The 21,932-nt window shown below is 54.2% G+C and carries 24 protein-coding genes; 14 read left to right on the top strand and 10 right to left on the bottom strand.

The window, feature by feature from the left end; translation table 11 throughout:
* The first annotated feature begins 36 nt into the window (after positions 1–36).
* Positions 37–612, top strand: a complete 576-nt coding sequence (locus tag HX448_RS07565; RefSeq protein ID WP_102331664.1) for a pentapeptide repeat-containing protein — start codon at positions 37–39, stop codon at positions 610–612.
* Positions 613–820: 208 nt separating this feature from the next.
* Here the strand turns inward: HX448_RS07565 and HX448_RS07560 are convergent, their stop codons facing one another.
* The gene (locus tag HX448_RS07560) at positions 821–1,783 is read right to left on the bottom strand and encodes a YihY/virulence factor BrkB family protein (protein ID WP_102331663.1); all 963 of its coding nucleotides are present in this window, start codon (positions 1,781–1,783) and stop codon (positions 821–823) included.
* A gap of 119 nt (positions 1,784–1,902) precedes the next feature.
* On the opposite strand from HX448_RS07560, the gene HX448_RS07555 reads away from it, so the two are divergent.
* The 10 genes from HX448_RS07555 (at position 1,903) to HX448_RS07510 (ending at position 12,535) form a co-directional block, all read left to right on the top strand.
* A complete protein-coding gene (locus HX448_RS07555) occupies positions 1,903–2,721 on the top strand; it encodes an alpha/beta fold hydrolase (RefSeq protein ID WP_162486001.1) in 819 nt (272 codons plus the stop codon).
* 54 nt (positions 2,722–2,775) lie between these two features.
* On the top strand, positions 2,776–3,114 hold the full coding sequence (locus HX448_RS07550; protein ID WP_102331661.1) for a GIY-YIG nuclease family protein: 339 nt from the start codon (positions 2,776–2,778) through the stop codon (positions 3,112–3,114).
* 352 nt (positions 3,115–3,466) lie between these two features.
* Positions 3,467–4,165 carry a DUF1508 domain-containing protein gene (locus tag HX448_RS07545; RefSeq protein ID WP_102331660.1) on the top strand — a complete coding sequence of 233 codons (699 nt, stop codon included), beginning with the start codon at positions 3,467–3,469 and terminating at the stop codon, positions 4,163–4,165.
* Positions 4,166–4,391: 226 nt separating this feature from the next.
* Positions 4,392–5,033 (top strand): uracil-DNA glycosylase, encoded by a 642-nt coding sequence (locus tag HX448_RS07540; protein ID WP_102331659.1) that lies wholly within the window; start codon positions 4,392–4,394, stop codon positions 5,031–5,033.
* Positions 5,034–5,082: 49 nt separating this feature from the next.
* Positions 5,083–6,714 (top strand): ribonuclease J, encoded by a 1,632-nt coding sequence (locus HX448_RS07535; RefSeq protein WP_264294061.1) that lies wholly within the window; start codon positions 5,083–5,085, stop codon positions 6,712–6,714.
* A 142-nt stretch (positions 6,715–6,856) separates the two neighbouring features.
* A complete protein-coding gene (locus tag HX448_RS07530; protein ID WP_102331657.1) occupies positions 6,857–7,927 on the top strand; it encodes a winged helix DNA-binding domain-containing protein in 1,071 nt (356 codons plus the stop codon).
* Between the two features lie 48 nt (positions 7,928–7,975).
* Positions 7,976–8,176, top strand: a complete 201-nt coding sequence (locus HX448_RS07525) for a hypothetical protein (protein WP_102331656.1) — start codon at positions 7,976–7,978, stop codon at positions 8,174–8,176.
* Between the two features lie 13 nt (positions 8,177–8,189).
* The gene (locus HX448_RS07520) at positions 8,190–8,705 is read left to right on the top strand and encodes a putative immunity protein (protein ID WP_102331655.1); all 516 of its coding nucleotides are present in this window, start codon (positions 8,190–8,192) and stop codon (positions 8,703–8,705) included.
* 88 nt (positions 8,706–8,793) lie between these two features.
* Positions 8,794–11,091, top strand: coding sequence for an FtsK/SpoIIIE family DNA translocase (locus tag HX448_RS07515; RefSeq protein ID WP_102331654.1), 2,298 nt, complete (start codon positions 8,794–8,796; stop codon positions 11,089–11,091).
* Positions 11,092–11,152: 61 nt separating this feature from the next.
* Positions 11,153–12,535, top strand: a complete 1,383-nt coding sequence (locus tag HX448_RS07510; RefSeq protein ID WP_102331653.1) for an MBL fold metallo-hydrolase RNA specificity domain-containing protein — start codon at positions 11,153–11,155, stop codon at positions 12,533–12,535.
* A 184-nt stretch (positions 12,536–12,719) separates the two neighbouring features.
* On the opposite strand, the gene HX448_RS07505 is transcribed toward HX448_RS07510, so the two are convergent.
* The 6 genes from HX448_RS07505 to HX448_RS07480 all read right to left on the bottom strand — a co-directional run bounded on the left by HX448_RS07505 (position 12,720) and on the right by HX448_RS07480 (position 17,607).
* Entirely contained in the window at positions 12,720–13,544 is an 825-nt protein-coding gene (locus HX448_RS07505; protein ID WP_162486000.1) for a S1C family serine protease, read from the bottom strand.
* Between the two features lie 47 nt (positions 13,545–13,591).
* A complete protein-coding gene (locus tag HX448_RS07500; RefSeq protein ID WP_102331651.1) occupies positions 13,592–14,353 on the bottom strand; it encodes an ABC transporter permease in 762 nt (253 codons plus the stop codon).
* Positions 14,350–15,285 carry an ABC transporter ATP-binding protein gene (locus HX448_RS07495; RefSeq protein ID WP_102331650.1) on the bottom strand — a complete coding sequence of 312 codons (936 nt, stop codon included), beginning with the start codon at positions 15,283–15,285 and terminating at the stop codon, positions 14,350–14,352. The genes HX448_RS07500 and HX448_RS07495 overlap by 4 nt, the downstream gene beginning before the upstream one ends.
* Positions 15,263–15,499: a PLD nuclease N-terminal domain-containing protein gene (locus HX448_RS07490; RefSeq protein ID WP_102331649.1), complete on the bottom strand. Its 237-nt coding sequence runs from the start codon at positions 15,497–15,499 to the stop codon at positions 15,263–15,265. Before HX448_RS07490 ends, HX448_RS07495 begins: the two co-directional genes overlap by 23 nt.
* Positions 15,496–15,972 carry an HIT family protein gene (locus HX448_RS07485; protein ID WP_102331648.1) on the bottom strand — a complete coding sequence of 159 codons (477 nt, stop codon included), beginning with the start codon at positions 15,970–15,972 and terminating at the stop codon, positions 15,496–15,498. Before HX448_RS07485 ends, HX448_RS07490 begins: the two co-directional genes overlap by 4 nt.
* Before the next feature lie 231 nt (positions 15,973–16,203).
* On the bottom strand, positions 16,204–17,607 hold the full coding sequence (locus HX448_RS07480; RefSeq protein ID WP_102331647.1) for a putative Ig domain-containing protein: 1,404 nt from the start codon (positions 17,605–17,607) through the stop codon (positions 16,204–16,206).
* 247 nt (positions 17,608–17,854) lie between these two features.
* Between HX448_RS07480 and HX448_RS07475 the strand changes: the two genes are divergently transcribed.
* Together HX448_RS07475 and HX448_RS07470 are read left to right on the top strand one after the other, a co-directional pair.
* Entirely contained in the window at positions 17,855–18,019 is a 165-nt protein-coding gene (locus tag HX448_RS07475; protein WP_102331646.1) for a DUF3008 family protein, read from the top strand.
* A gap of 18 nt (positions 18,020–18,037) precedes the next feature.
* Positions 18,038–18,208, top strand: a complete 171-nt coding sequence (locus tag HX448_RS07470) for a DUF1328 domain-containing protein (protein ID WP_102331645.1) — start codon at positions 18,038–18,040, stop codon at positions 18,206–18,208.
* 28 nt (positions 18,209–18,236) lie between these two features.
* On the opposite strand, the gene HX448_RS07465 is transcribed toward HX448_RS07470, so the two are convergent.
* Together HX448_RS07465 and HX448_RS07460 are read right to left on the bottom strand one after the other, a co-directional pair.
* Positions 18,237–19,079 carry a DUF4382 domain-containing protein gene (locus tag HX448_RS07465; protein ID WP_102331644.1) on the bottom strand — a complete coding sequence of 281 codons (843 nt, stop codon included), beginning with the start codon at positions 19,077–19,079 and terminating at the stop codon, positions 18,237–18,239.
* Positions 19,080–19,592 carry an RNA polymerase sigma factor gene (locus HX448_RS07460; RefSeq protein ID WP_102331643.1) on the bottom strand — a complete coding sequence of 171 codons (513 nt, stop codon included), beginning with the start codon at positions 19,590–19,592 and terminating at the stop codon, positions 19,080–19,082.
* Between the two features lie 178 nt (positions 19,593–19,770).
* Here HX448_RS07460 and HX448_RS07455 point away from each other — a divergent pair, with 178 nt between their 5' ends.
* On the top strand, positions 19,771–20,688 hold the full coding sequence (locus HX448_RS07455) for a diacylglycerol/lipid kinase family protein (RefSeq protein WP_102331642.1): 918 nt from the start codon (positions 19,771–19,773) through the stop codon (positions 20,686–20,688).
* Here HX448_RS07455 and HX448_RS07450 read toward each other — a convergent pair.
* On the bottom strand, positions 20,685–21,893 hold the full coding sequence (locus HX448_RS07450) for a MalY/PatB family protein (protein ID WP_102331641.1): 1,209 nt from the start codon (positions 21,891–21,893) through the stop codon (positions 20,685–20,687). The two genes, HX448_RS07455 and HX448_RS07450, sit on opposite strands and share 4 nt — an antisense overlap.
* Positions 21,894–21,932: the final 39 nt, after the last annotated feature.

Genomic DNA, 21,932 nt, shown 5'->3' with positions numbered 1-21,932 from the left:
CAATCATCATGACTAAGGAAAGAGTATAATCTCATCGTGAATTTCAAGAAAAAAGCATTTTACCTGGAAACCTTCACTTCGTTGTCACTCGAAAATGAAACGATCGAGAGTGTTGAATTCGAGGAGTGTGAGTTCAATAAATGCAGTTTCGTGAATTGCACTTTCGACGGGTGCAAATTTCTTGACTGCAAGATCATCGAATGCCGGTTCAGCGCCGACAAACTGCCTCACTGCCGGTTTGTCGAGGTGAAATTATTGAATTCGCAACTGATCGGCATCGACTGGACCAAAGCCGACGCACTCGAGGGACTGGAATTTACTGGATGCAAGCTTAATTACTCCAACTTCCGGATGCTCAAGCCGCCGAGGCTAAAAATGATAAAGTGCGAAGTCAAAGAAGCTGATTTTATCGAAGCCGATTTGGCCGGAGGAGTGTTTACGGGAACGGATTTTGAGAACAGCCGGTTTTTCAAGACTAACCTGACTGGTGCCGATTTCAAGGGAGCCAGGAACTATTTCATCGACGCCAGGACCAACACGCTAAAAAAGACGAAATTTTCGATGCCGGAGGCTTTATCGTTGCTGAACGGCCTGGATGTCATCATAGAATAGGATCGAGGATTCTCTTCCAAATCGTTACGGACGGAATTTTTGATTGGTGGCGAGGGAGGACGATTGCCACGGACTGCCATTCAAGGCAGTCCTCGCAAAGACAGATTAGGGAGTGAACGGTATAACCCTCCGGGGCGGGCGACCGGCAGTTCGCCCCTACATTTCCGGGGATATTGTTCGGAAGCGATAGGCAAGGTTAAAGTGGGATCTACCTGAGATTTTCGCGGGTCTTGTTTAGAAATACTTTTTCTTCGTGAGCGTTGTGGGACTCGCCGGGCTTTATGACGTGATAGTTTCCTTCGAGTCGTTCTTTACGTAAGGCATTGTACTCCACGGTAAAAATAGCCCCGATAATGGCAACCATCGAGGCGTAGTAAACCCAGGTGATGAACAAGACCATTGTTGAAAGACTGCCGTAGATGACCTCGAAACGCGTGGAATTTCCGGCGAAGGCGAAGAACAACTGGCGGGCTAGCTCGAAGGCAACGGCGGCAAAAATCGCGCCGGGAAAAACCTCGCGCCACGTGGTTTTGACGTTTGGAAAGATTTTATACATGAGCGAGAAAAGCATGAACATCAAGCCGAAGGAGATAACATAGCCGCCGCCCTGGACAACGTGATTTTTCAGAAGTGCGATATTTGGGAAAAATTCCAGTATTGTTGAAAAACCGATAGACACAAGGAATAGGAGGCCGCAGCCAATAGCCATGCCGAGTTCAACGAGCTTGGCGTGGAACAATGGCCGAAACTTTTTGACTCCCCAAGCCCGGTTGACGGCATCGTCGAGGCTGCCGAAAACGTTGATGCCGGTCCAGACACTTCCAAGCGCCCCGACCAATCCCAGGGCAGCCTTGGCGTTATCTACCCGGTCCAGGTTCGATTGCAGATTATCTACCAGGGACGGGAAGTTCGCGGAGAAATAATTGATCAGGTGAGTTTGAACGTCCGCGGTGTTGAAAAAGTAGGCAAAAAGGGCGAGGGCGCCGAAGAACAGGGGCAGTATGGACAGAATGATATTGAAAGAGACGTTTCCGGCCAGGTCTCCGGCGGCGGTATTGCCAGCCTGGTTGGCGATCCTGACGATCAACTGGATGAAAGGCTTGGCAAGCCACCGCTCGTAAGCCGGGTTGTATTTCTTCTTCAGTTTGGCGATGGTCTGCTTAATAGTCACAAATCAATTGTACATGGGCAATCGGCGATAGTAGAAACAAAAGCAGCCGGCGATCGATATTTCGGATTCTCTACCATTTTTAAGCAGACTATTGGCTGTGACCTGAGGTATTATTTATTGTGGAAAACGCGATGAAGACCAGGGTAAATACTGTTGAGCTTTCGAATCACGCAAGACTCGAATATTTCGAGCAAGGGGAGCCGAAGGGCGTCACATTGATCTTGCTCCATGGCTATGTCGATTCGTGGCATTCTTTTGAGCTCGTTCTGCCCCACCTTCCGGGTTCCCTTCACACAATTGCCGTGACGCAGAGGGGACACGGCAACGCCAACCATCCCAAAGGCGGGTACAGCCCTCGCAACTTCGCCAATGATTTACTTGAATTCATGGACTTGCTGGGTCTCGAGGCTGGTGTAATTGCGGGTGGTTCCAGTGGGGGGATAATCGCCAGGCGCTTTGCCACAGAGCATCCCAACCGAACAGCAGGATTAATACTTGCCGGTTCGCCCCTTACCTTGTGCAAGCCAAGCGTACTGCAATTGTGGAATTCCACCATTTCTAAATTGGAAGACCCGATCGATCCCGATTTCGCTCGCGGGTTCATGATGGGCAGTATAGCCCAAGAAGTCCCGCGGGAATTTCTGGAAACGATGTTGAAGGAAAACCTGAAGGTACCGGCGCGGGTCTGGAAGGATACCTTGAAGGGCTTTTTAGAGGATGACTCAGAGAAAGAACTCGATAAGATCAAAGTCCCAACCCTCATCGTTTGGGGTGGTAAGGATACGATTATCCCGCTTGGAGACATGGAAATAATGATTGGGAAAATCGAAGATTCGCGATTGATAGAATATCCTTTCGCGGGGCACGTCCTCTATTGGGAAGAACCGGCCCGATTTGCAGCGGACACGGCAGAATTCACAAAGACTATCACAGGGTGAATCCCACATTTCACTTAAAAACGATAACGAGGATTTTCAGGAGATCGACGGGACATGAACGAAAGCAAAAAGGAACTGATCAACGAATATAAGCAACGCAAAGTCGTGGGAGGGGTGTTCAGGGTAGTCAATACCAAGAACGGTAAGTTCCTGCTGGACTACGCGACCGATTTGCAGGCAAAGCAGAACAGCTTCAATTTTATGGTGACGACCAACGCAAGTTTCGATTATAAGATGGACAAGGACTGGAAAGAGTTCGGAGCCCAGGCATTCAGGTTCGAGGTTTTGGATTCACTCGAAAAGAAGAAAGACCAGTCCCAGAAAGAGTTTATCGAGGACTTGAAGACGTTGAAGGGGATGTGGGGGGAGAAGGTCGTTGGTACGGAGTATTAATAATCAGGAACCCAATTGCTCGGGAATCAACGTTCAATATTTACACATCCCGAACTGTAACTGAATCATAAATATTGGATGCTAACTGGGCCTAGTACCCAACTTTTGCCGGACTTAAGTGACCGTTTTCTTTTAACGGTTTTAAAACCCTCCACTAACGTCAGAAAACGACCTGGGGCGCCAGCTACGATAATATTTTTAGGTGTCCGAATTCCCTAAAACGAGTAGAAATACCTATTCACCACGAAATGAACCATCGGTAAAATAATGTTGGTAATTCCGAGAATCGCCAGGGTTTAAAGGTTTTTTAAAGATATCCAAAACCGCGCGAAAAAAAGGAGAGGACAACGACATGAAAAAGTACCTGGTGCCATCTAGGAGATTAGAAGCCTATGACGTGGTAAATAACGCAGGCCAGGATCTTGGTCAAGTTCAGGAATTTATGATCGACATGACAAACGGGCGGGTTGCATACGCGGTGGTTGCTTACGGGGGTACATTGGGGTTCACGGACAAATGGATCGCAATGCCTTTCGAAGCTTTATGCTGGACCCCGGAACGTAAGAAGTTCACAGTTGATCTTAAACCAGAGGTGATGATGCAAGCACCCGGGATCGATAAAAAAATGTGGCCCGATCACTACATGGAGAGCGACACGGGCTGGCTGGATGATCTTTATGAACATTACAGCTGCAAGCCTTACTGGGGGAATGACACCGGAGAAATGATGGTTGCACCTGAGATGGCGATGGCTAAAACCGATCCCATGATGCTGGCTAAAACCGAAATGCCCGCGGCAAAAATGGAGCCGATGATGTCCGATAAAACCGAGATGCCGGCACCGAAGAAAGAAGCCAGGAGAGCCGGCAAATTCGAGATCTTCATGGACAAATCCGGAGAATTCAGATTTAGATTGGTTGCAAGCAACGGTGAGCCTATTCTTGCCTCGGAAGGTTACAAAAGCAGAGCCGGAGCGATGGACGGGATCAAATCCGTCATGATGAACGCCGAAACTGCGAGTGTTGAAGACCTGACCGAAATCAAAATGTAAATTCTTATTGGAAAGAGGAACCGTTCGGCTGTTAGAGGTTCGGCGGCCAAACCGAGTCTGAAAAAGGAGTCAACCTTTTTAAGGTTGACTCCTTAAATTTTTAAGGTTGCGTTACTTTATTTTGGCAACAGGAACAAGCGGGTATTGGAAATGCGGCATACGTACGATTGACTCACAATGCATCCAATGTTAATATGCCATCGAATGAGACTTCATCGTAACTGCAATGCCTGAATCCGCCGACCTGAACGCCCTTGCCAAGGACATCTGCGCCTGCCAGCGCTGCGGGCTTTACAAAACCGCCACCCGCGCCGTCCCCGGTGAGGGCAACCCTCACGCCCAAATCATGTTCATCGGAGAAGGACCGGGTTTCAACGAAGACCAGACGGGGAGGCCGTTCTACGGCGCGGCGGGAAATTTCCTGACCCAGCTCATCACATCGATCGGCCTCAAGCGCGAGGATGTTTACATCACCAACATCGTGAAGCACCGGCCGCCTGGCAACCGCGATCCGCTGCCGGAGGAGATAGAAGCCTGCAAACCCTGGCTCGACCGTCAACTGGAGATCATCAAGCCTAAAGTAATCGTCACGCTGGGCAGGTATTCGATGGCCCGGTTTTTCCCGGGCGTCACCATCTCCCGCATCCACGGCCAATCCCAAAAATGTGGGGAATACACCTGTTTCGCGATGTACCACCCGGCGGCGGCGCTGCACCAGGGATCGCTCCGCGCCACTATAGAAGCGGACGTGCTTAAATTACCTAAAATACTCGAGGATATAAAAAAACGTGAACAACCAACCCCAGTCCCAATCCCAGCAAAGCCGCCGCCACAGGAGGCCCGCCAGCTCAACCTCTTCGGCTTCTAAACCCCAGCCTCAGCCTCCGCGCCGAGGCCCGGGTTCAAAGATCCGCATCGTGCCGCTTGGAGGACTCGGCGAGATCGGCAAGAACATGATGGTCGTCGAATACGACGACGACATTATCATCATCGACTGCGGCCTGATGTTCCCGGAAGAAGACATGCCGGGAATCGACCTTGTTATCCCGGACATCAGCTATCTGCAGGAACGCAAAGATAGAATCCTCGGCATCGTCATAACTCACGGCCACGAAGACCATATCGGGGCTCTACCTTACATCCTGCCCCAGCTCAACGTCCCAATCTACTGCGCTCCACTGCCCCAAGGCCTGATCCAGGTCAAACTCAAGGAATCACACGTCCACAACGCCAAGATCCACGCCGTCAAACCGGGTGAGAGAATCGACCTGGGGCCGTTCAATATCGAATTCATCTCCATGTGCCACTCCATACCGGATTCGGCCGGGCTGGTTATCAGGACTCCGGTAGGGACGATCGTCCACTCCGGCGATTTCAAGCTGGACTACACCCCGGTGGATTGCCGGCCGACCGACCTGGGGCGGCTAGGCCAGATCGGTGCCGAGGGCGTTTTGCTGCTCATGGCCGACTCCACCCATGTCGAACTGCCGGGATATACGCCTTCAGAGAAGGTGGTCGGCGAGACGATCTCGACGATCATGGGCGCCGCCAAGGGCAGGGTGCTGGTGACGACCTTCGCCTCCCTGGTGTCCCGCATCCAACAGGTGATGGACGCGGCGGTTTTGTACAACCGAAAGGTGTTCATCGCCGGGCGCGGCATGAATGATATCGTCAAGATGGCGCTCAAGATGGGCTACCTCAGGGCCCCAGACGGGCTCATCGGCGAGCTATCCGAGATGCACAGGCTGCCGCCGAACCGCATCGCCATGGTCACCACCGGCTCCCAGGGCGAACCGACATCAGCCCTTGTCCGCATCGCCAACCGCGAGCACCGCGAGGTGCAGATCAAACACGGAGATACTGTCATCATTTCCGCCTCGCCGATTCCGGGAAACGAATCAGTCGTTTCGAAGACCATCGATAGTCTGTTCAAGCAGGGCGCCATGGTCTATTACGACCGCATCGCCAAGGTCCACGTCCACGGCCACGCTTCCCAGGAGGAGTTGAAGCTGCTCCAAAGCCTCATCCGTCCGCAGTATTTTGTGCCGGTGCACGGCGAATACAGACATCTAAAGCTCCATGCCCAACTGGCGGAGGGGATGGGGGTGGATCCGGAGAACATCTTCATTCTGGAGGACGGTGATATCCTCGAACTCTCATCCAACGGCGGCAGGGTTACCGGCCGCGTCCCGTCGTCGAACGTCTATGTCGACGGGGTGTCGGTGGGGGACATCAATGGTGTTGTCCTGCGCAACCGTAAGATGTTGTCTCAGGACGGCATCGTCGTTGCCATCATCACGCTCGATGCCGCTACAGGACAGATGGCGGTGAGGCCGGATATCGTCTCGAGGGGCTTCGTGGACCCGGAGGCGGGGAGGGCACTCCTCGACGAGAGCAAGGATATCGTCAGCCGCATGTTCGCGGAAGAAAAGCAACGGATTTCGGACTCGGCGGTAATTAACACAAGGGTACGCGATGTATTGTCCAAGTTCTACTACGATCGGACTCGCCGGAGGCCGATGGTGCTGCCGGTGCTAGTGACCGTGTAAACACGAATCACGAGTATCGAAATCCGAAAACCGACCAAGCGGCCGAATTCCAGGATTGGACAATGAAAAGATCGTGGCCGGATTTCCCGGCACGGCTCTTCAGTTCATCGCCTTATCAGGATTTTAATCGTATAATTTCTAAGTGGACCTTCTAGCATTACGCCTTTCAAATCAGCGGTTGGTAGGTAAAAAGTTTGCCAACCCTGAAGACGTGGTGGCGTACTTCGGAGCAGTACAATCGCAGGATTATGCTGGGGCTAAATGGTCTGTGGGACTCCGCCTCGAAAATGCACACGACGAAACAATCGAGCGGGCACTCAACGAAGGAAAGATCCTCAGGACCCACGTGTTACGGCCGACGTGGCATTTTGTTTCGCCGGAAGATATTCGAGGGTTCCTTGAGCTCACTTCACCGAGGATAAAAAGAGTCACAAAATATTACGCGAATAAACTCGGGTTAACTGAGGCCGTATTCAAACAAACGAATAACATTATCACTCAAGCGCTTGTTGAGCATACTTATCTAACTCGACAAGAGATTAAAACAATTCTCAATCGTGAAGGGATCGAGACTGACGTGCAACGATTGGGACATATTGTTGCCAATGCGGAAATCGATTGCATCATTACCAGCGGTCCAAGACGAGGGAAAGAGTTAACGTACGCTCTACTGGACAAACGGGTTCCTCAAGCAAGGACAATGACCAGAGATGAATCTCTGGCAAGGCTCACAGAAAAATATTTTACAAGCCACGGTCCTGCCCAAATCAAAGATTTTGCCTGGTGGTCAGGTTTGTCGGTAAAAGAAGCAACAAATGGAGTGGACATGATCCGCTCCAAATTTGAAAGCGTGAAAATGGGCGACAAAATATATTTGTTTTCTCCCGAACAGAAATATCGCCAAACAGACGTGGCAGATGTTTTTTTATTGTCGGTTTATGACGAGTATTTCATAAGTTATGCTGACCGAAGCGATCTCATCGATGAAAAATATAAGCGAAAACTCCCTGTCGGCAATGCGTTGCTGACATCTCTCATCATCGTCGATGGAAAGGTTGCAGGAACGTGGAAACGGTCAATTGATCGTAAGGGGATAAAGGTTGAATTATCTCCCTTTGACAAGCTCAGTGAACAAAACGCAGAGGCAGTCCAAAAGGTCGTAAAAGACTACGGAAGGTTTTTTGGGTTACCCGTAGAGATATCGAAACAGTAATTCTGATATTATTTGGTACTCCGGATTTGCCGGTTTCAGAGGTGCCACATGAAAATGGTTTTTGGCGTCATCATCGGAATAGCCGGGGCGATTTTGCTGGCGAGCATTGTTGTTCAGGCGTCCTATCTCTCTTCTGTCATTGAGAATACGGTCAGCAGATTTGTGTTGGCTATTGGCGGCCTAGCGATGATCCAGATTGGGTACACATTATTCAAATCCGGCAGGCCGTCCGGAAACACAAAGCGCTGATTTGTAACTTCAAATGATCCTCCCCAAAGATCGAGATCCCCGCTTTATCACCGTCCGTCGCGGTGGGACGCTCACGGATTCTGATCATTATCTCCTCGCCCTATGGGCTGCAAATTGCGCCGAGCATGTTTTGCACTTCTTTGAGGCCGAAAGACCTTCGGATTTCCGGCCGCGCCAGGCGATTGAGCAAGCCAGAGCCTGGGCGGGAGGCGAAATAACCATGACAGAAGCCCGGGCGGCGGGGGGACACGCGATGGGGGCGGCCAGGAATCTGAAAGGTGCGGCGAGGTGGGCGGCATACGCCGCCGGCCAGGCGGCCGTGACGGCGCACGTGGCTGCGCATGAACTCGGCGCTGCGGCGTATGCAATCAAAGCCGCCAGGGCTGCCGCTCCTGAAGGTAGAGCAGAGCTTGCCGGTCGTCTTGAGTGCCGCTGGCAGCGCGATCGGCTACCTGTATCGATTAGCGATCTGGTGTTGGAAGACGAGCGGTTACGAAATGCCATATGCTGGTCGGTTTTCGACTGCTGACAAACATCCTGGCTGGGGCGTTTTAATGGTAAATAGTACTCTTTACTTCGATAAAAATGCCTGTTAAACTGTGGCGCGAAGGCCGGTTATGTCAATTAAGAAAAAAAGTAAACTCAACATCAACAGCCGGGGAGGGATGGGTGGCAAGTCAAAATCCAGACCGTCCCGAGCTTCATCATCCAAAACATCCGATGCTGCCGGGACGATCATCAAAGTCGTCATCGGCCTGGGGATCATCGCCCTTATTATTTCGCAGTGGCAGACCATCGGGGCGGTCTTCGGCTTCGGTTTGATCCTTTTAGTCCTGGGCATCACCGTAGCCGTCGCTGTTTTCAAGCGGGAAGCCGTTCTTGAATTTGCGCGGAAAACGACGTTCATCTACTGGTACCGGTGGCTGGGAGCCATCGTCCTCGTAGGGGCGGTGTGGGGGCTGCTGGGGATCATGGGGACGGGAGGGGTGGTAGGCAACTCGATTATCAATTCGGATACCGGGTTCGGCGGCTTTCTCCGCGTCACCGGGTTGTTCATCCTGGCTCTAGTGCTGATAATCCCGGCGGCGGGATGGGCCGTCACCAAGTGGCTGTTCGGGGGGATCACCCGACCGTTCAGAGTTGACAAAGAGCGGCCGGGCGCAGAAGGGACTTATCAACCGGGCCTCAATGGCAATCGGCCGCCGCTCAGGCAATCAATGATAGGCGATCGCCCTGTTCTCGAACGGAAGCCAGCCGCCGAAACTGCCGTCCCCGCCTCGACGATGGTCCAGGCTGAGGAAAAACCCTCTGTTGAAAAGGAAGCGGCGGCCAAAACAGACAAAGACGCCAAAGAACCCCGCGATTTGAAGCAGGTGTCGCAGGACGTCTGGAAAAAGTACGGCGAAACAGCGACGCTGCTCACCGCCGACGGCTGGCGTTTGCCGCCGGTTGAAATTCTCGACTACACCCCTGAGATCGAATACGGCGAGGCCGACAACCAGGAACGCGCCCGCATGATCGAGGAAGCGCTGGGCAGCTACGGCGTAGAGGCGGCGGTGGTGCAGATCAACGCCGGTCCCACGGTCACCCAATTCGGCGTCGAACCGGGCTGGGACCGGAGGGTCAAAGAGGTCAAGGAAAAAGACAAGGACGGCAACCCGGTAACCAAGCAGGTGGAGACGGGGCGGACCCGGGTTAAGGTTGACCGGATTTCATCACTTTCAAATGACCTGGCACTGGCGCTGGCAGCCCCTTCCATCCGCATCGAGGCGCCAATTCCCGGCAAATCGCTGGTGGGTATCGAGGTGCCCAACACGATGCTGGGCAGCGTCAGCATGAGGTCCGTCATCGAGACAACGGCCTTCCAAAAGCTCAAAGCCAAAGCGCCCCTGGCGGTGGCCCTGGGCAAAGGGGCGGGCGGGGAAGCAGTGGTCGGCGACCTAGCGAAGATGCCTCACCTGCTTATCGCCGGCGCTACCGGCTCCGGCAAGACGGTATGTCTCAATGCGCTAATCTGCTGCCTGCTGATGAACAACACGCCTAACGATGTCCGTTTCATCATGGTCGACCCGAAGCGGGTCGAACTGACACCTTATAACTCAATGCCGCACCTGGCGGCGCCGGTTATCGTTGATGTGGACAAAGCTATCGGCGCCTTGAAATGGCTGGCGGGCGAAATGGATCGGCGTTACAAGCAGATGGCCGAGGTGACGGCGCGCAACATCGACGCGTATAACAAGAAGCCCGGCATCGAAAAGATGCCTTACCTGGTGCTGGTTATCGACGAACTGGCCGACCTAATGATGGCCGGCTTCGACGACGTTGAGCACCTGCTGTGCCGCCTGGCGCAGATGGCCCGCGCCGTGGGCATTCACCTGGTGGTGGCCACCCAGCGGCCTTCGGTGGATGTTATCACCGGCTTGATTAAAGCCAACTTCCCCACCCGTATCAGCTTTGCCGTAACCTCACAGGTGGACTCTCGAACTATCCTTGACTCTGTTGGGGCTGAAAAACTGCTGGGGCGGGGTGACATGCTCTACATGCCGACCGATGCCGCCAAACCAAAGCGCCTCCAGGGTTGTTACGTCTCCGACCAGGAAACGGAGCGGATGGTCTATTTCTGGAACGGACAGCACCCGGAGGCCAACTCTCCGATGCTCAAGGTGGAGGAACTGGCGACAGCCCAGACGCCCGGCATCCTCGGCGGCACCCAGCCGCGCGACAGTTTGTTCGACACGGCGATGCAACTGGCCCAAGAATCAGGCAATATCTCTGCTTCTTTCCTGCAACGCAAGCTCCACATAGGTTATCCCCGAGCAGCCAGGCTTGCCGATGAGGTCAAGGAAGCCCTGGGACAGGACACTGAGGACGGCGGGGCGGAAGTACCCGCGGACGACGACACGCTCCTTCGATAGGCATTCATCGAAGATCCAATGACAAATTGCCCGAAGCTCAGGTTTGGGCTATCGTATAGATATGCCTAAACTAACTTTCCTCGGCGCAGCGGGCAACGTCACCGGTTCACGATATCTGTTTGAAGGCGTTAAAATCCAACTCCTGGTTGACTGCGGTTTGTACCAGGAGCGCGAATTCCGTTCTCGCAACTGGGACCCCTCACCTCTCAAACCCTCCGAGATAGAGGCGGTCATCCTGACCCACGCTCACCTGGACCACTGCGGACTACTGCCGAAACTGGTCCGTGACGGGTTCCGGGGCAAGGTCTACGGCACGGGCGCGACCCTCGAAATGGCTGAAGTGATGCTGCTTGATTCCGCCCGTATACAGGAAGAGGACGCTGAATTTAAAAAACGGCGTCACGAGCGCGAAGGACGCCGGGGGCTATTCCCCGAGGTGCCGCTCTACACCGTCGAGGATGCCCATAATACCTTTCCACTTTTCCAGACTGCGGAATACGGCCAGACCATCGAATTCGATGGGGTGAAAGCCACCCTTCAAGATGCCGGACATGTGCTGGGATCGGCGATGGTCTACCTCGAGTGCCAGTACGGCGGGCAGGGGCGCAGCATCTTGTTCTCCGGGGACATCGGACGGCCGGTCAGTCCGCTTCTACCCGCGCCGCCGCCGCCACCGGCCCCGGACTACCTAGTGATGGAAGCCACCTACGGCGACCGGGAACACCCGCCGGTAGGGGAAGTCGAAGAGTCGCTGGCCTCAGTGATCAACGACACGGTGAAAAAGGGCGGCAACGTGGTCATCCCGGCTTTTGCGCTCGAACGGACCCAGGAACTGCTGTTTTACATCAAAAATCTGCTGACTGACGGAAAAATCCCGAAATTGACGGTCTATGTCGACAGCCCGATGGCGATCGAACTTACGGCGATATTCTCCAAACACCCGGAGTTGCTGGGAGGGGAGGTGGGTGAAAGCGCGCCGTTTGGATTCCCGGGGCTGAAGCTGACGGGGTCGGTGGAGGACTCGAAAGCTATCAACCATGATCCCAAACCCTGCATTATCATCGCTGGATCCGGCATGGCGACGGGCGGCCGCATCAAACACCACCTGGTGAACAACATCTCTCGCCCGGAGTGCACCATCCTGTTCGTCGGTTATCAGTCGAGAGGCACGTTGGGCAGGGTAATAACCGACGGAGTAAATCCAGTTCGCATACTGGGGCAGGAATACGAAGTCAAAGCTCGGATCGAACAGCTACAAGGCCTCTCAGCACATGCCGGACGCTCCGAACTCCTGGAATGGGTAACGAAATTGGGCAAGACTCCGCGGAACGTTTTTATCGCCCACAGCGAGGAGGATTCCGCGAAATCTTTTGCGGAGGCGCTCAAAGCCAGCACCGGTTGGCAGGTTACCGTTCCGGCTTATGGCCAAAGTTTCGAATTATAAAAAACGTGCTTATCGGGTTGGATCCCAAAAGCTGCGTTCCGCTCAGGGTTCCCTTCGATAAACTCAGGGCAGGCTAAGCTCACCACGAACGGAACGAAAAGATCCGATGAGAATATAGAGAATCGCGGGTAAAGAAAAGAGGGCTTCATCTTGAAGTCCTCCTTTCTTATCGGCGGATAAAACTCTACTTGGGAACGTTTGCGGAAATGTAGGCGGTAATCAGGTTGATCGGGATAGCCAGGTTGATCATCTCAAAGTCCTGGCCCGGGTCGATCCCGGCGCTGGGGATTCCGATCATCCTGCCGGACTGGGTGAACAGGCAGCCGCCGCTGTTACCGGGGTTGATGGGCACGTCGATCTGGATCCAGTTGGCGCTATCATAAGTTCTCATCGCTGAAACCATGCCCTGGCTGAAAGTGGCCGGGCCGGGGAGTTGGGTGCCAAGCGGGAAGCCGCCGGCGACGACTTCATCTCCGACCGCGAAATCCGACATGGAACCGAGGGTCATCACGGGGAAATCGGTGCGGGTGGTGGTCAGCTTGATGATAGCCATGTCTTTTGCGGTATCGGCGGCAATGGTGGTCGCCTGAAGAATCGTCCCGTCCATCAAAGTCACTTTGATGGCTGTTGCCCCGGAGACTACATGAGCATTGGTCAGGATGTAGCCGCGGGCGTCAATGATGGTGCCGGAACCTGAATCCAGTCCGCCCTGAACGGTGCAGTCGATACGCACGATCTTGGGCTCTACCTGGGCGATGACGCTGGCGAAAGAATCGCCGGCTGACCCGGTCGAGATGCCCTGAGGACCGATCACGCTGCCGGCATCGATGATCTGACCGTTCGACATGGTGAGAATAAGGTGACCGCTGGTATTAACTGAAGCCGAAGACACGCTCAACCCGGCGGCGCCGGCGGGACCGGCCGGTCCCTGGGCTCCAGTTGTCCCCGAGTTGCAGGACGTGACTGAAAACAGGGTCGACAAAAGCATCAGACCCACAATTGCGGGCATCGCTTGAAACGGTGCAAAACCGAATATGTTATTTTTGTGGAGGAAGCCTAGATTTCCTTCCTCCTCAAGATCGCGGTGGCAAGATAGGCTCCAAGCCCGATGAGAGCCACAGTTACCGCCAGCGCCAACCATTCCGTCCCGCCGCTCTGTCCGGCTACCAGGTGGTTGCCCCAACTGGTCAGAGAGTTGGGAATAACCCGACCGACCCACGGTATCTGGGTGATGGCGGCGCCCGTGATCAGGACGGCGATGGAGATGCCGCCTGCCGCCAGGGAATTGCGGAATATCGCCGAAAAAACCAGGGTGGTGGCGACACAGAAGACCATGAAAACGGCGAGCAGCAGGGTCTGGCCGATAAACCCGCCCAGGTTGGCATCGCCGAGAAGGATCACGGTATAGCCGTATGCGCCGATAGCGCCGAGCGTCAGTCCGGCGATGAAGGTCGAACTGATGGCCACCAATTTAGCGGTGACGAAGGCGCCGATACCAACCGGTTTTGAAAGGGTCATCACCGCGGTGCCGCGGCTCCGTTCACCGGCGATGGCACCCATGGCGATCAGAACTACCACCAGGAGACCGATCTGCAAAGCCGTCCCCGAATATTCGGTCAAGGATTCCAGCGCGGTCGGCGCAGGAAGCGGGATACCGGTGATATCCTGACCCGAAAGCTTAATGATCTCGGGCAGGTATTTCAGCATGAGAGGTGTGCTCAAGCCAAAGAACAGGAACACGCCGCTGACGATGAGCAGCCGGTAGGTGCGGAATTGCTCCTTCAATTCTTTAAACAGAAGCGTCTTAAAACCGTTCATTTGCCGTTCACCACCTCGACGAAGATGTCCTCAAGACTGGGTTGCACCAACTCGTACCGCACCAGCGTCAGGCCGCTCCCGGCGATTAAGTGGGGCAGTTCTTTACGGGCTAAGCCGATGTCGCGGGCGGTTATCCGCAGGGTGGGGTTGCCGTTGACATTCTCCTTTTCGGACTTGACGAACCACGGCTTCGATTGAAGGGAATCGGCAAAAGCCTGGCCGTCCTCATCGAACTCGATCTCGAACGTCGAGCGCGAGTATTTATGCCTCAACTCCTCCACTGTCGAAGTAACCAGCAACTTGCCTTTATCAATGATGGCGACGCCATCGCAGACCCTCTCGACGTCGGACAGGATATGGGTGGACATGAAGACGGTGGCTTCCTCTTTGAGCCTGCCGATGAGGTCCAGCACGTCACGCCGGCCGATGGGGTCGAGCGCCGATGTCGGCTCGTCGAGAAAGAGGACCCTCGGGTGATTAAGCATAGCCTGGGCGATGCCGAGGCGCTGCTTCATGCCGCGGGAATAACCACCGACCTTGCGCTTCGATGCTTTTTTGAGTTCGACCAGCTCGAGCAGTTCAGCGGCGCGCTTGTTGATGCCCGGATAGGTCATACCGTAAAGCTCGCCGGCGAAGCGCAGGTATTCCTCGCCGGTCATCCAATCGTAGAAGGCAGGGACATCGGGCAGAAAGCCGAAGTTCTTGCGGACCTCGACCGAGCCCTGGGTGACTTCCTGACCGCAGATGTAAGCCTTGCCTTCGGTCGGCGCCGAAAGGCCGGTCAGCATTTTGACGGTGGTCGTCTTACCGGCACCGTTAGGGCCGAGGAAGCCGAAGACCGCCCGCTCGTCGATGGAGAGGTCGAGCTTATCGACGGCTACGACGTCGCCGAAGCGCTTGGTCAGGCCTTCAGTCTTTATCGCCGGAGCCATTGCCAATCTCCTTGTCTTCCGCGTGCCGGCCCCAGGCGAGGTACAAGATCGGGCCGATCAGATTTAAGAAAACGATGATAACAACCCAGATGATTTTGTTGTCGAATTGGACTTTCTTCCTCTTGGAGAGGTCGACCAACGAGATAACGATGAGGATGATCTCGATGATCAGGATCGGAATGGCCAGAAGCAGGGCGGTTCCCAGATCGTTCATTTGAAATACTCCTTCAATTTTTCGTAGGTTTTATCCAAAGCCTCATTGATGACGCGAGTTTCGCCAAGCACCGGCATGAAGTTGGTATCGCCGACCCAGCGCGGAACGATGTGGCAATGGAGGTGCTTGTCTACTCCGGCGCCGGCCGCCCTGCCCAGGTTGAAGCCGACGTTGAACCCTTCCGGCCGCATTGCGTCGCTTAAAACTGTCTCGCACTTGGCGACGAGATCCATAAGTTCGGCTTTCTCGCCGGGGGTCAGGTCGGCCAGCCGGGCGACGTGACGGAAGGGCGCGACCATGAGATGACCGGCGGTGTAGGGGAACGCATTCATTATGACGAAGGCTTGTTTTCCGCGATGCAGCACGAGATTTTTCCTGTCCTCGCCTTCACCCGGCAGGTCGCAAAAAATGCAGCCGTCTTTTTTCGGTCCCTCAATGAGCTGCATTCGCCAGGGAGCCCAGATCTGTTCCATTGCCACCTCTCATTCTATTTTTCGGTATTTCGCCAATCACCGAAATACTATAGCGGTCTAACCTGAGTGTCAAGAAACTTCATCGATAATATACTACGATAGAACTTGCGAGGATAATCCCCGTAAGCCGGGTTTTGAAACTGGCCTAATGGCTGGTTTTTGTGGTTGTGATCAAACGAAAGAGGGAGCCCAGAAGCTCCCTCTTTCTATCCCGAAGACAATAACCGCAGTTTAGGCGACGTGAATGGTAAGCGCCTGGGCAGCAGTCAGGTGGGTTGGGGTAGCGCCGTCAGTCACGGTTACCGTGAAGGAAGAATCACCGGCAGCTGTCGGTGTACCGGAGATGACTCCGGTATTTGTATTGAGGACTAATCCGACAGGAAGCGTTCCTGCAGTTACCGCGAAGGTTAACGGGGCAACTCCGCCGGTTGCGGCGACGGTGGCGGTGTACGGCGTGTTCAGCGTGGCGTTAGCCAGAGTGGTCGTAGTGATCTGGAGAGCCGGAGCCGCGGCGACATGGATGGTCAGGACCTGCGAGTCAGTCTTGGCAGGGGCGGGAGTCGTCGAATCGGTAACGGTTACAGTGATAGTGGTGTCACCAACACCCGTAGGCGTACCGGAGATGACTCCGGTTGCCGGAGCCAGGCTTAAACCAGCGGGCAGAGTACCGACGGTGACCGCCCAGGTCAACGGTGCGGTGCCGCCCAGCGCGGTCAAAGTGGCGGTGTAAGCGCTGCCGGCAGTACCGTCAGGCAAACTGGTGTTCACGATCTGGACAGCGTCGGCAGCGGCAATGCTGACGGTGAAGGATTTTTCAGCTGTCTTCTTTACAGCGAAGCTGTCTTCAACCTTAGCAGTGAAAGTGACATCGCCGGCAGTTGTTGGAGTACCCGAAATGACGCCGGTTGCAGGATCAAGGGTTAAACCGGCCGGCAAGGTTCCAGTGATGCTCCAGGTATATGGGGTCTGCCCGCCCATGGCGGCCAGAGTGGCAGTATAAGGAACACCGACCATACCGTTGGGCAGGGATGCGGTGGTGATGCCCAGGGCGCCGGGGGCGAAGGTGGCGTTGATCTTGATTACCGGCTGGAAGATTACCTGGCCGGAATTACCGGCGGTATGGATGGATTTGGCGGCATCGAAGTCGAATAAAAGGACGGTAGTCTTGCCGGCGGCGATTTCAAAACCTTTGATGAATTTAAGTTTTCCAGAGGGTAGTTTTGCTTCTACTGGCTGCTGTTCGCCTTCATGTGAAACGGCAACTTTGGTGACTTCCATGCGGATCTGATTATAGGTACCGGGAGCCAGATCTTTAACGGCCAAGAGTTGTTCCAGACCCTGGACCTTTAAAAGGTCGAAGGTGGTGGCGCCGGTTAATGCAAGCGATTGCCAGCCGTTTTCGCCGTTCTCTCCGCCGCTCTTGTTGATCTCTACCGAGGCGACGGTTACGTTTACCGCAGTCACTTTCTTTTCAGGCGGCGCGTCGGTGACCCGGACTTCCAGGCGGCCTGTGGTGGCGCCGGTGGTCTGATCTGAGCCTCCGGGATTCGGTATGCCGAGTTGAGCGCAGCCGGTGAGTACGACCGCCGAGATGGCGATCAAGGCTGCCAGTTTTGCCAAAAAGCGTGGTTTCATTTTTCCGTTCTCCTTTTCAGGTGATTACAAATATAAGAACGGGATAAGACGAAATTTGTCAGGCCTAACCTACATTACTATCGTACCAGGCTTTTGTGAGATAAGCCCGAATGCTTCCGACGTTACGTAGTAAACTCTCGATAAAATAGGCATAGATTTCTCCCAGGACAAGTAGATTTACGAATTACCATGTCGAAATATATCGGCTTAAATGTAGGATAGAAACCCATGAGGAGGTGATGGTTGAATGCCCAGCACGTCAAAAAGACAGCAAAAGGTCATGTGTATCGCCGAGTCTATTAAGAGGGGGAAAACACCAGCCAGCTACAGCAGGCAGGGAGCGAAAATAGCCCGGAGCATGAGCGAAGAACAACTCAAAGAGTTCTGCGAAACCCCCGTGGAAAAGAAATAGGATGGAGGGAGATTAAAAATGGGACTCGTAGTGTTACTGTTTATTTTGGCGATTATCGCCGCAATTTTTGGATTCGGCGGCATCGCAGCGGCAATCACAGGGCTGGCGATCGTACTTTTCTGGATATTCTTGATCCTATTTATCATCGGCGCGGCATTCAGGGTGCTCACCGGCCACTGGTGGGGGTAGTCTTAGGGGAAACGAAAAGCTCTGGCAGTTATTTCTTTGGCTCGTAGACCGCGCCACTATCGCCGGCTTGCGGATTAAGGATGTATTTGCCGGAGCCCTCCCCCGTTTTGTTAGCCGTGATATCGAAGGTGAAAGCAGTCAGCGTATCACCGCCGACGACGAACGGAATGGAAATCTGGAGTTTGTCGCTGGGTAATTTTACCTCGGCGGCTTGACCGTCTTTCAACGTACCCACTATTTCATTGACATAAAGCTCGATTCTTGTGTATTGACCTTCGGGGACATTGCCTTGCCAAAGCTGCTGGGTAAGGTCGCCGGGCAGTTTGACCAGGTCGAACTGCTTCACTTCCGGGGTGAAGGTGACCAGAGCGTCGCCGCCGCTCTTTTTAAGCATAGCCACGTGGTCCACCGTGACCACTAGACTGCTGAAATCGGCGATGTCATTCGGCGCGTCGCTGACCAGGAAGCGGAAGTTGCTGATGCCGGGCTGAGGAACAGTAGCTACCACAGTCGGGATAGACCCGGTAGCGGCGGAGTTTAAACCCACCAACCCAATCGCAACGATGAGGAAAACGCTGACTACAGTGCCCCAAGCCGGAGCCTTTGCGGCGAATTGCGCCCAGAATGACGGTTTATGCCGCTTTTCGATGGCGTCAAACAGCCGTTTTCGAGCCTCCCGCCGGGACTGGTCGGAAACCTTGAAATAGGAAACGCATGAGATCCCCGCTGCCGCCTCGAGAGCAGGTTTCAGCTCATCGGAGTATTCAGGATAGTCGGCCAGGCATGATTCAATAGTTCCGCCGCGCACAACCCGGTCGACGCAAATGTCCAGGACCGTATTCAAATCCATTGGTTTCATATCTTTGTTCATCTAATTCAACTTGATCCTGAGTTTTTTAAGCGCCGCGGACTGGGCTTCACGGACCGCGCCGTCGCTCTTGCCGAGCATTTTTCCGACCTCCGCCGAGGATAATCCGCCGAAGAACCTCATTTGGATAATCTCCCGTTGATCTTCGGTCAAGTCCTGCATCGCTAGTTGCACCAATTCCACCTGGATTTTTCTCTCGGTGTCAATCACCGGGTCGCTGCCGGATTCTATCTCCACTTTTTCCAAGTCAATCTTTTTCAACTGGCTGTTCTTACGATGGTAGTCCACTACTAAGTTGTGAGCGATCTTGAACAACCAGGCCCCCATCGGTAGACCCCGCTCCTCGAAGGAGTCCAGGGATTTCAGAGCCTTGACGAATACTTCCGAGGCGATGTCTTCGCCTTCCCGCTGGTCGCCGATGCGGGCGTAGGCATAGCGGGCGATGCGGTCGTAATATTCGTCAAAGAGACCGGCGAGCTTATTCTCTTTTTCTTTTAGCGAGTCTGATCTTTGCATCGGCCTCTCGGGACTATGCGACGGATTTTAAATTACTATACCACAGCCCCGAAAAGGCTTGTTCGATAGTAGTAACGGACTAATTGTCATAATGTCAGGAGCGTCACTTGAATTAAAACGGGGCTCTCCTCATAGACATAACATGGTAGAATAGTAAAGTCAAAAAAGGAGCCGGTTCTTGCCCAACAAGGTTATCGCCAAGGTAATCGTCAATCCCGCCGCGGGCTGCGGCGCCTCCGCGAAGCACTGGCCGCATATAAAGCGTCAGCTTGAAAAACTCGGCATCAAGTACGACGTCGTCTTCACCGAGAGAATCGGCCACGCCATCGAACTCGCCAGGGAAGCCGCCAAGGGTCACTACAACTATATTGTGGCGGTCGGCGGCGACGGCACCATAAACGAGGTTGTCAACGGTCTTTTAGCTGTCCCGGGGCACAACGTCGCCCTTGGCGTGGTGAATACCGGCACCGGTTCTGATTTCGTCCGCTCGCTGGGCATTCCCCGCGACCCCGATCGCGCCTGCCACCATCTTTTGTCCGATAAAAGGATTAAGGTGGATGTCGGCGTCATCGAATGGGGCATTAACGGAACGGCCGGGCGCCGCTATTTTGTAAACGCCGCAGGTGTGGGCTTTGACGCCGAGGCCACCGAGACACGCCGTAACTTACCCAGGATTTTTCGGGGACCTGTTTCGTATGTGGTGGGTGTTTTCAAGACCCTGGTGGCTTACCGGAACAAACGCATCAACATAAAACTCGACGAAACCGATGAGAGACACAAGAAAGTGCTCTCGGTTATCGTGGCGAACGGGAAGTATTTTGGCGGAGGCATGAAAGTTGCCCCGGCCGCGGAACTGGGCGACCAACTCTTTGAAGTACTGACCATCGGCGATATCGGGAAGTTCGAACTGGTACAGGCATTCCCAAGAGTCTACAAGGGCACCCACATTACCCACCCCAAGGTCAAGGTGGAACGCGCTTCCAAAGTCGATCTTTCCTCAATCGAAAGACTTTTGCTTCAAGCGGATGGGGAGATCATCGGGGAGGGGGCGTTCAGGTTCTCCCTGCTACCCGGGGCATTGAGCGTGATAGTCTAAAGGCTTTGTACCTGCCCGTTGACCGCTTTTTCGATCCTTGTTAATGCTTCCTCCAACGTACTCCTTGGACAAGCAATATTCATTCTCATGAATCCCTCGCCATGCGGTCCAAACCGACAACCTTCATCTAATCCAACCCTCGCTTGATGGATAAAAAAATTACGCAGCGCCTTAGAATCCAATCCAAGACCGCGGCAGTCCAGCCAAACCAGATATGTACCCTGCGGGCGCACCACCTTGATTTTTGGGATCCTCTTCTCGAAGAAATCCACCAGGAAATCAAGGTTACCCTGAAGATAGGCTAAAAGCTGTTGCAACCATTCGTCGCCGTCGCGGAAGGCAGCTTCCAGCGCGGCAAGCGCCATCGAATCAGGTTGAGGCATGATTCCGGCACGGGCGGTTTGGAAATCGGCGCGGAGGTGGGCGTTTGGGATAATGATGACCGAGGCGGCAAGTCCGGCAAGGTTGAAGGTCTTGGATGCCGACATGCAGGTGATAGAGTTCTGAGCGAATTCCTCGGAAAGCGTAGCAAAAGGCGTGTGCTTTGTGCCGTCGAAGAGAAGCTCGCAGTGAACTTCATCTGAAATAACAATCGCCCCCGAATCGATAGCAATCTCGCCGATCTTTCTCTGTTCATCCGGCGTGTAGACCCTGCCAACCGGGTTGTGGGGGTTACAAAGGATCTTTGCTTTGGGCTGCGGAGGAGCCATGAAACCGGGGTGGGGGGTGGAGAAGAGGCGTTTTAAGTCGCCAAAATCCATCTCATACCTACCGCCCTCAAACTTCATCGGGCTGGCAGCAACGCGGCACCCGGCGCCGGCTACCAATGCCCAGAAGGGGTGATAGATCGGATCGTTGATGACTACAGAATCGCCCGGATGAATTAGAGCTTTAAGAGCAGCGGCGATGGCCGGGATAACGCCGGGGGTGAAGACCACCCACTCCGGATTGACTTTCCAATTGTATTTGCGTCGCAGACGATCAACCACCGCCTCGATGAGGGAGGGGCTGGGAGAGGTGTAGCCATAGATAGGGTGCGCGGTGCGTTTACGGAGGGCGGCGGTGATTGGTTCGGCGACGGCGAAATCCATGTCTGCCACCCACATCGGGATGAGGTCATCCGTACCGAAAACCTCGCGGCGCATGTCCCATTTGACACAGTTGGTCCCAGTACGGTCGATTAGGCGATCGAAATCGTATTTCATGGGGTTATTATACGCCGACAGCCAGTCACGGGCGAAGGA

Origin of the sequence: Dehalogenimonas etheniformans (assembly GCF_014672715.2) — a bacterium.
Lineage (GTDB): Bacteria > Chloroflexota > Dehalococcoidia > Dehalococcoidales > Dehalococcoidaceae > Dehalogenimonas > Dehalogenimonas etheniformans.
The sequence above is the reverse complement of the archived record's forward strand: the minus strand, read 5'-3'. Positions and strand labels throughout refer to the sequence as shown.

Coding starts and splice junctions, on each gene's coding strand:
- HX448_RS07550 (WP_102331661.1), top strand. CDS start 2,776: ATGAACGAAAGCAAAAAGGAACTGATCAACGAATATAAGCAACGCAAA.
- HX448_RS07545 (WP_102331660.1), top strand. CDS start 3,467: ATGAAAAAGTACCTGGTGCCATCTAGGAGATTAGAAGCCTATGACGTG.
- HX448_RS07540 (WP_102331659.1), top strand. CDS start 4,392: ATGCCTGAATCCGCCGACCTGAACGCCCTTGCCAAGGACATCTGCGCC.
- HX448_RS07525 (WP_102331656.1), top strand. CDS start 7,976: ATGAAAATGGTTTTTGGCGTCATCATCGGAATAGCCGGGGCGATTTTG.
- HX448_RS07520 (WP_102331655.1), top strand. CDS start 8,190: ATGATCCTCCCCAAAGATCGAGATCCCCGCTTTATCACCGTCCGTCGC.
- HX448_RS07515 (WP_102331654.1), top strand. CDS start 8,794: ATGTCAATTAAGAAAAAAAGTAAACTCAACATCAACAGCCGGGGAGGG.
- HX448_RS07510 (WP_102331653.1), top strand. CDS start 11,153: ATGCCTAAACTAACTTTCCTCGGCGCAGCGGGCAACGTCACCGGTTCA.
- HX448_RS07505 (WP_162486000.1), bottom strand. CDS start 13,544: ATGCCCGCAATTGTGGGTCTGATGCTTTTGTCGACCCTGTTTTCAGTC.
- HX448_RS07500 (WP_102331651.1), bottom strand. CDS start 14,353: ATGAACGGTTTTAAGACGCTTCTGTTTAAAGAATTGAAGGAGCAATTC.
- HX448_RS07495 (WP_102331650.1), bottom strand. CDS start 15,285: ATGGCTCCGGCGATAAAGACTGAAGGCCTGACCAAGCGCTTCGGCGAC.
- HX448_RS07490 (WP_102331649.1), bottom strand. CDS start 15,499: ATGAACGATCTGGGAACCGCCCTGCTTCTGGCCATTCCGATCCTGATC.
- HX448_RS07485 (WP_102331648.1), bottom strand. CDS start 15,972: ATGGAACAGATCTGGGCTCCCTGGCGAATGCAGCTCATTGAGGGACCG.
- HX448_RS07480 (WP_102331647.1), bottom strand. CDS start 17,607: ATGAAACCACGCTTTTTGGCAAAACTGGCAGCCTTGATCGCCATCTCG.
- HX448_RS07475 (WP_102331646.1), top strand. CDS start 17,855: ATGCCCAGCACGTCAAAAAGACAGCAAAAGGTCATGTGTATCGCCGAG.
- HX448_RS07470 (WP_102331645.1), top strand. CDS start 18,038: ATGGGACTCGTAGTGTTACTGTTTATTTTGGCGATTATCGCCGCAATT.
- HX448_RS07465 (WP_102331644.1), bottom strand. CDS start 19,079: ATGAACAAAGATATGAAACCAATGGATTTGAATACGGTCCTGGACATT.
- HX448_RS07460 (WP_102331643.1), bottom strand. CDS start 19,592: ATGCAAAGATCAGACTCGCTAAAAGAAAAAGAGAATAAGCTCGCCGGT.
- HX448_RS07450 (WP_102331641.1), bottom strand. CDS start 21,893: ATGAAATACGATTTCGATCGCCTAATCGACCGTACTGGGACCAACTGT.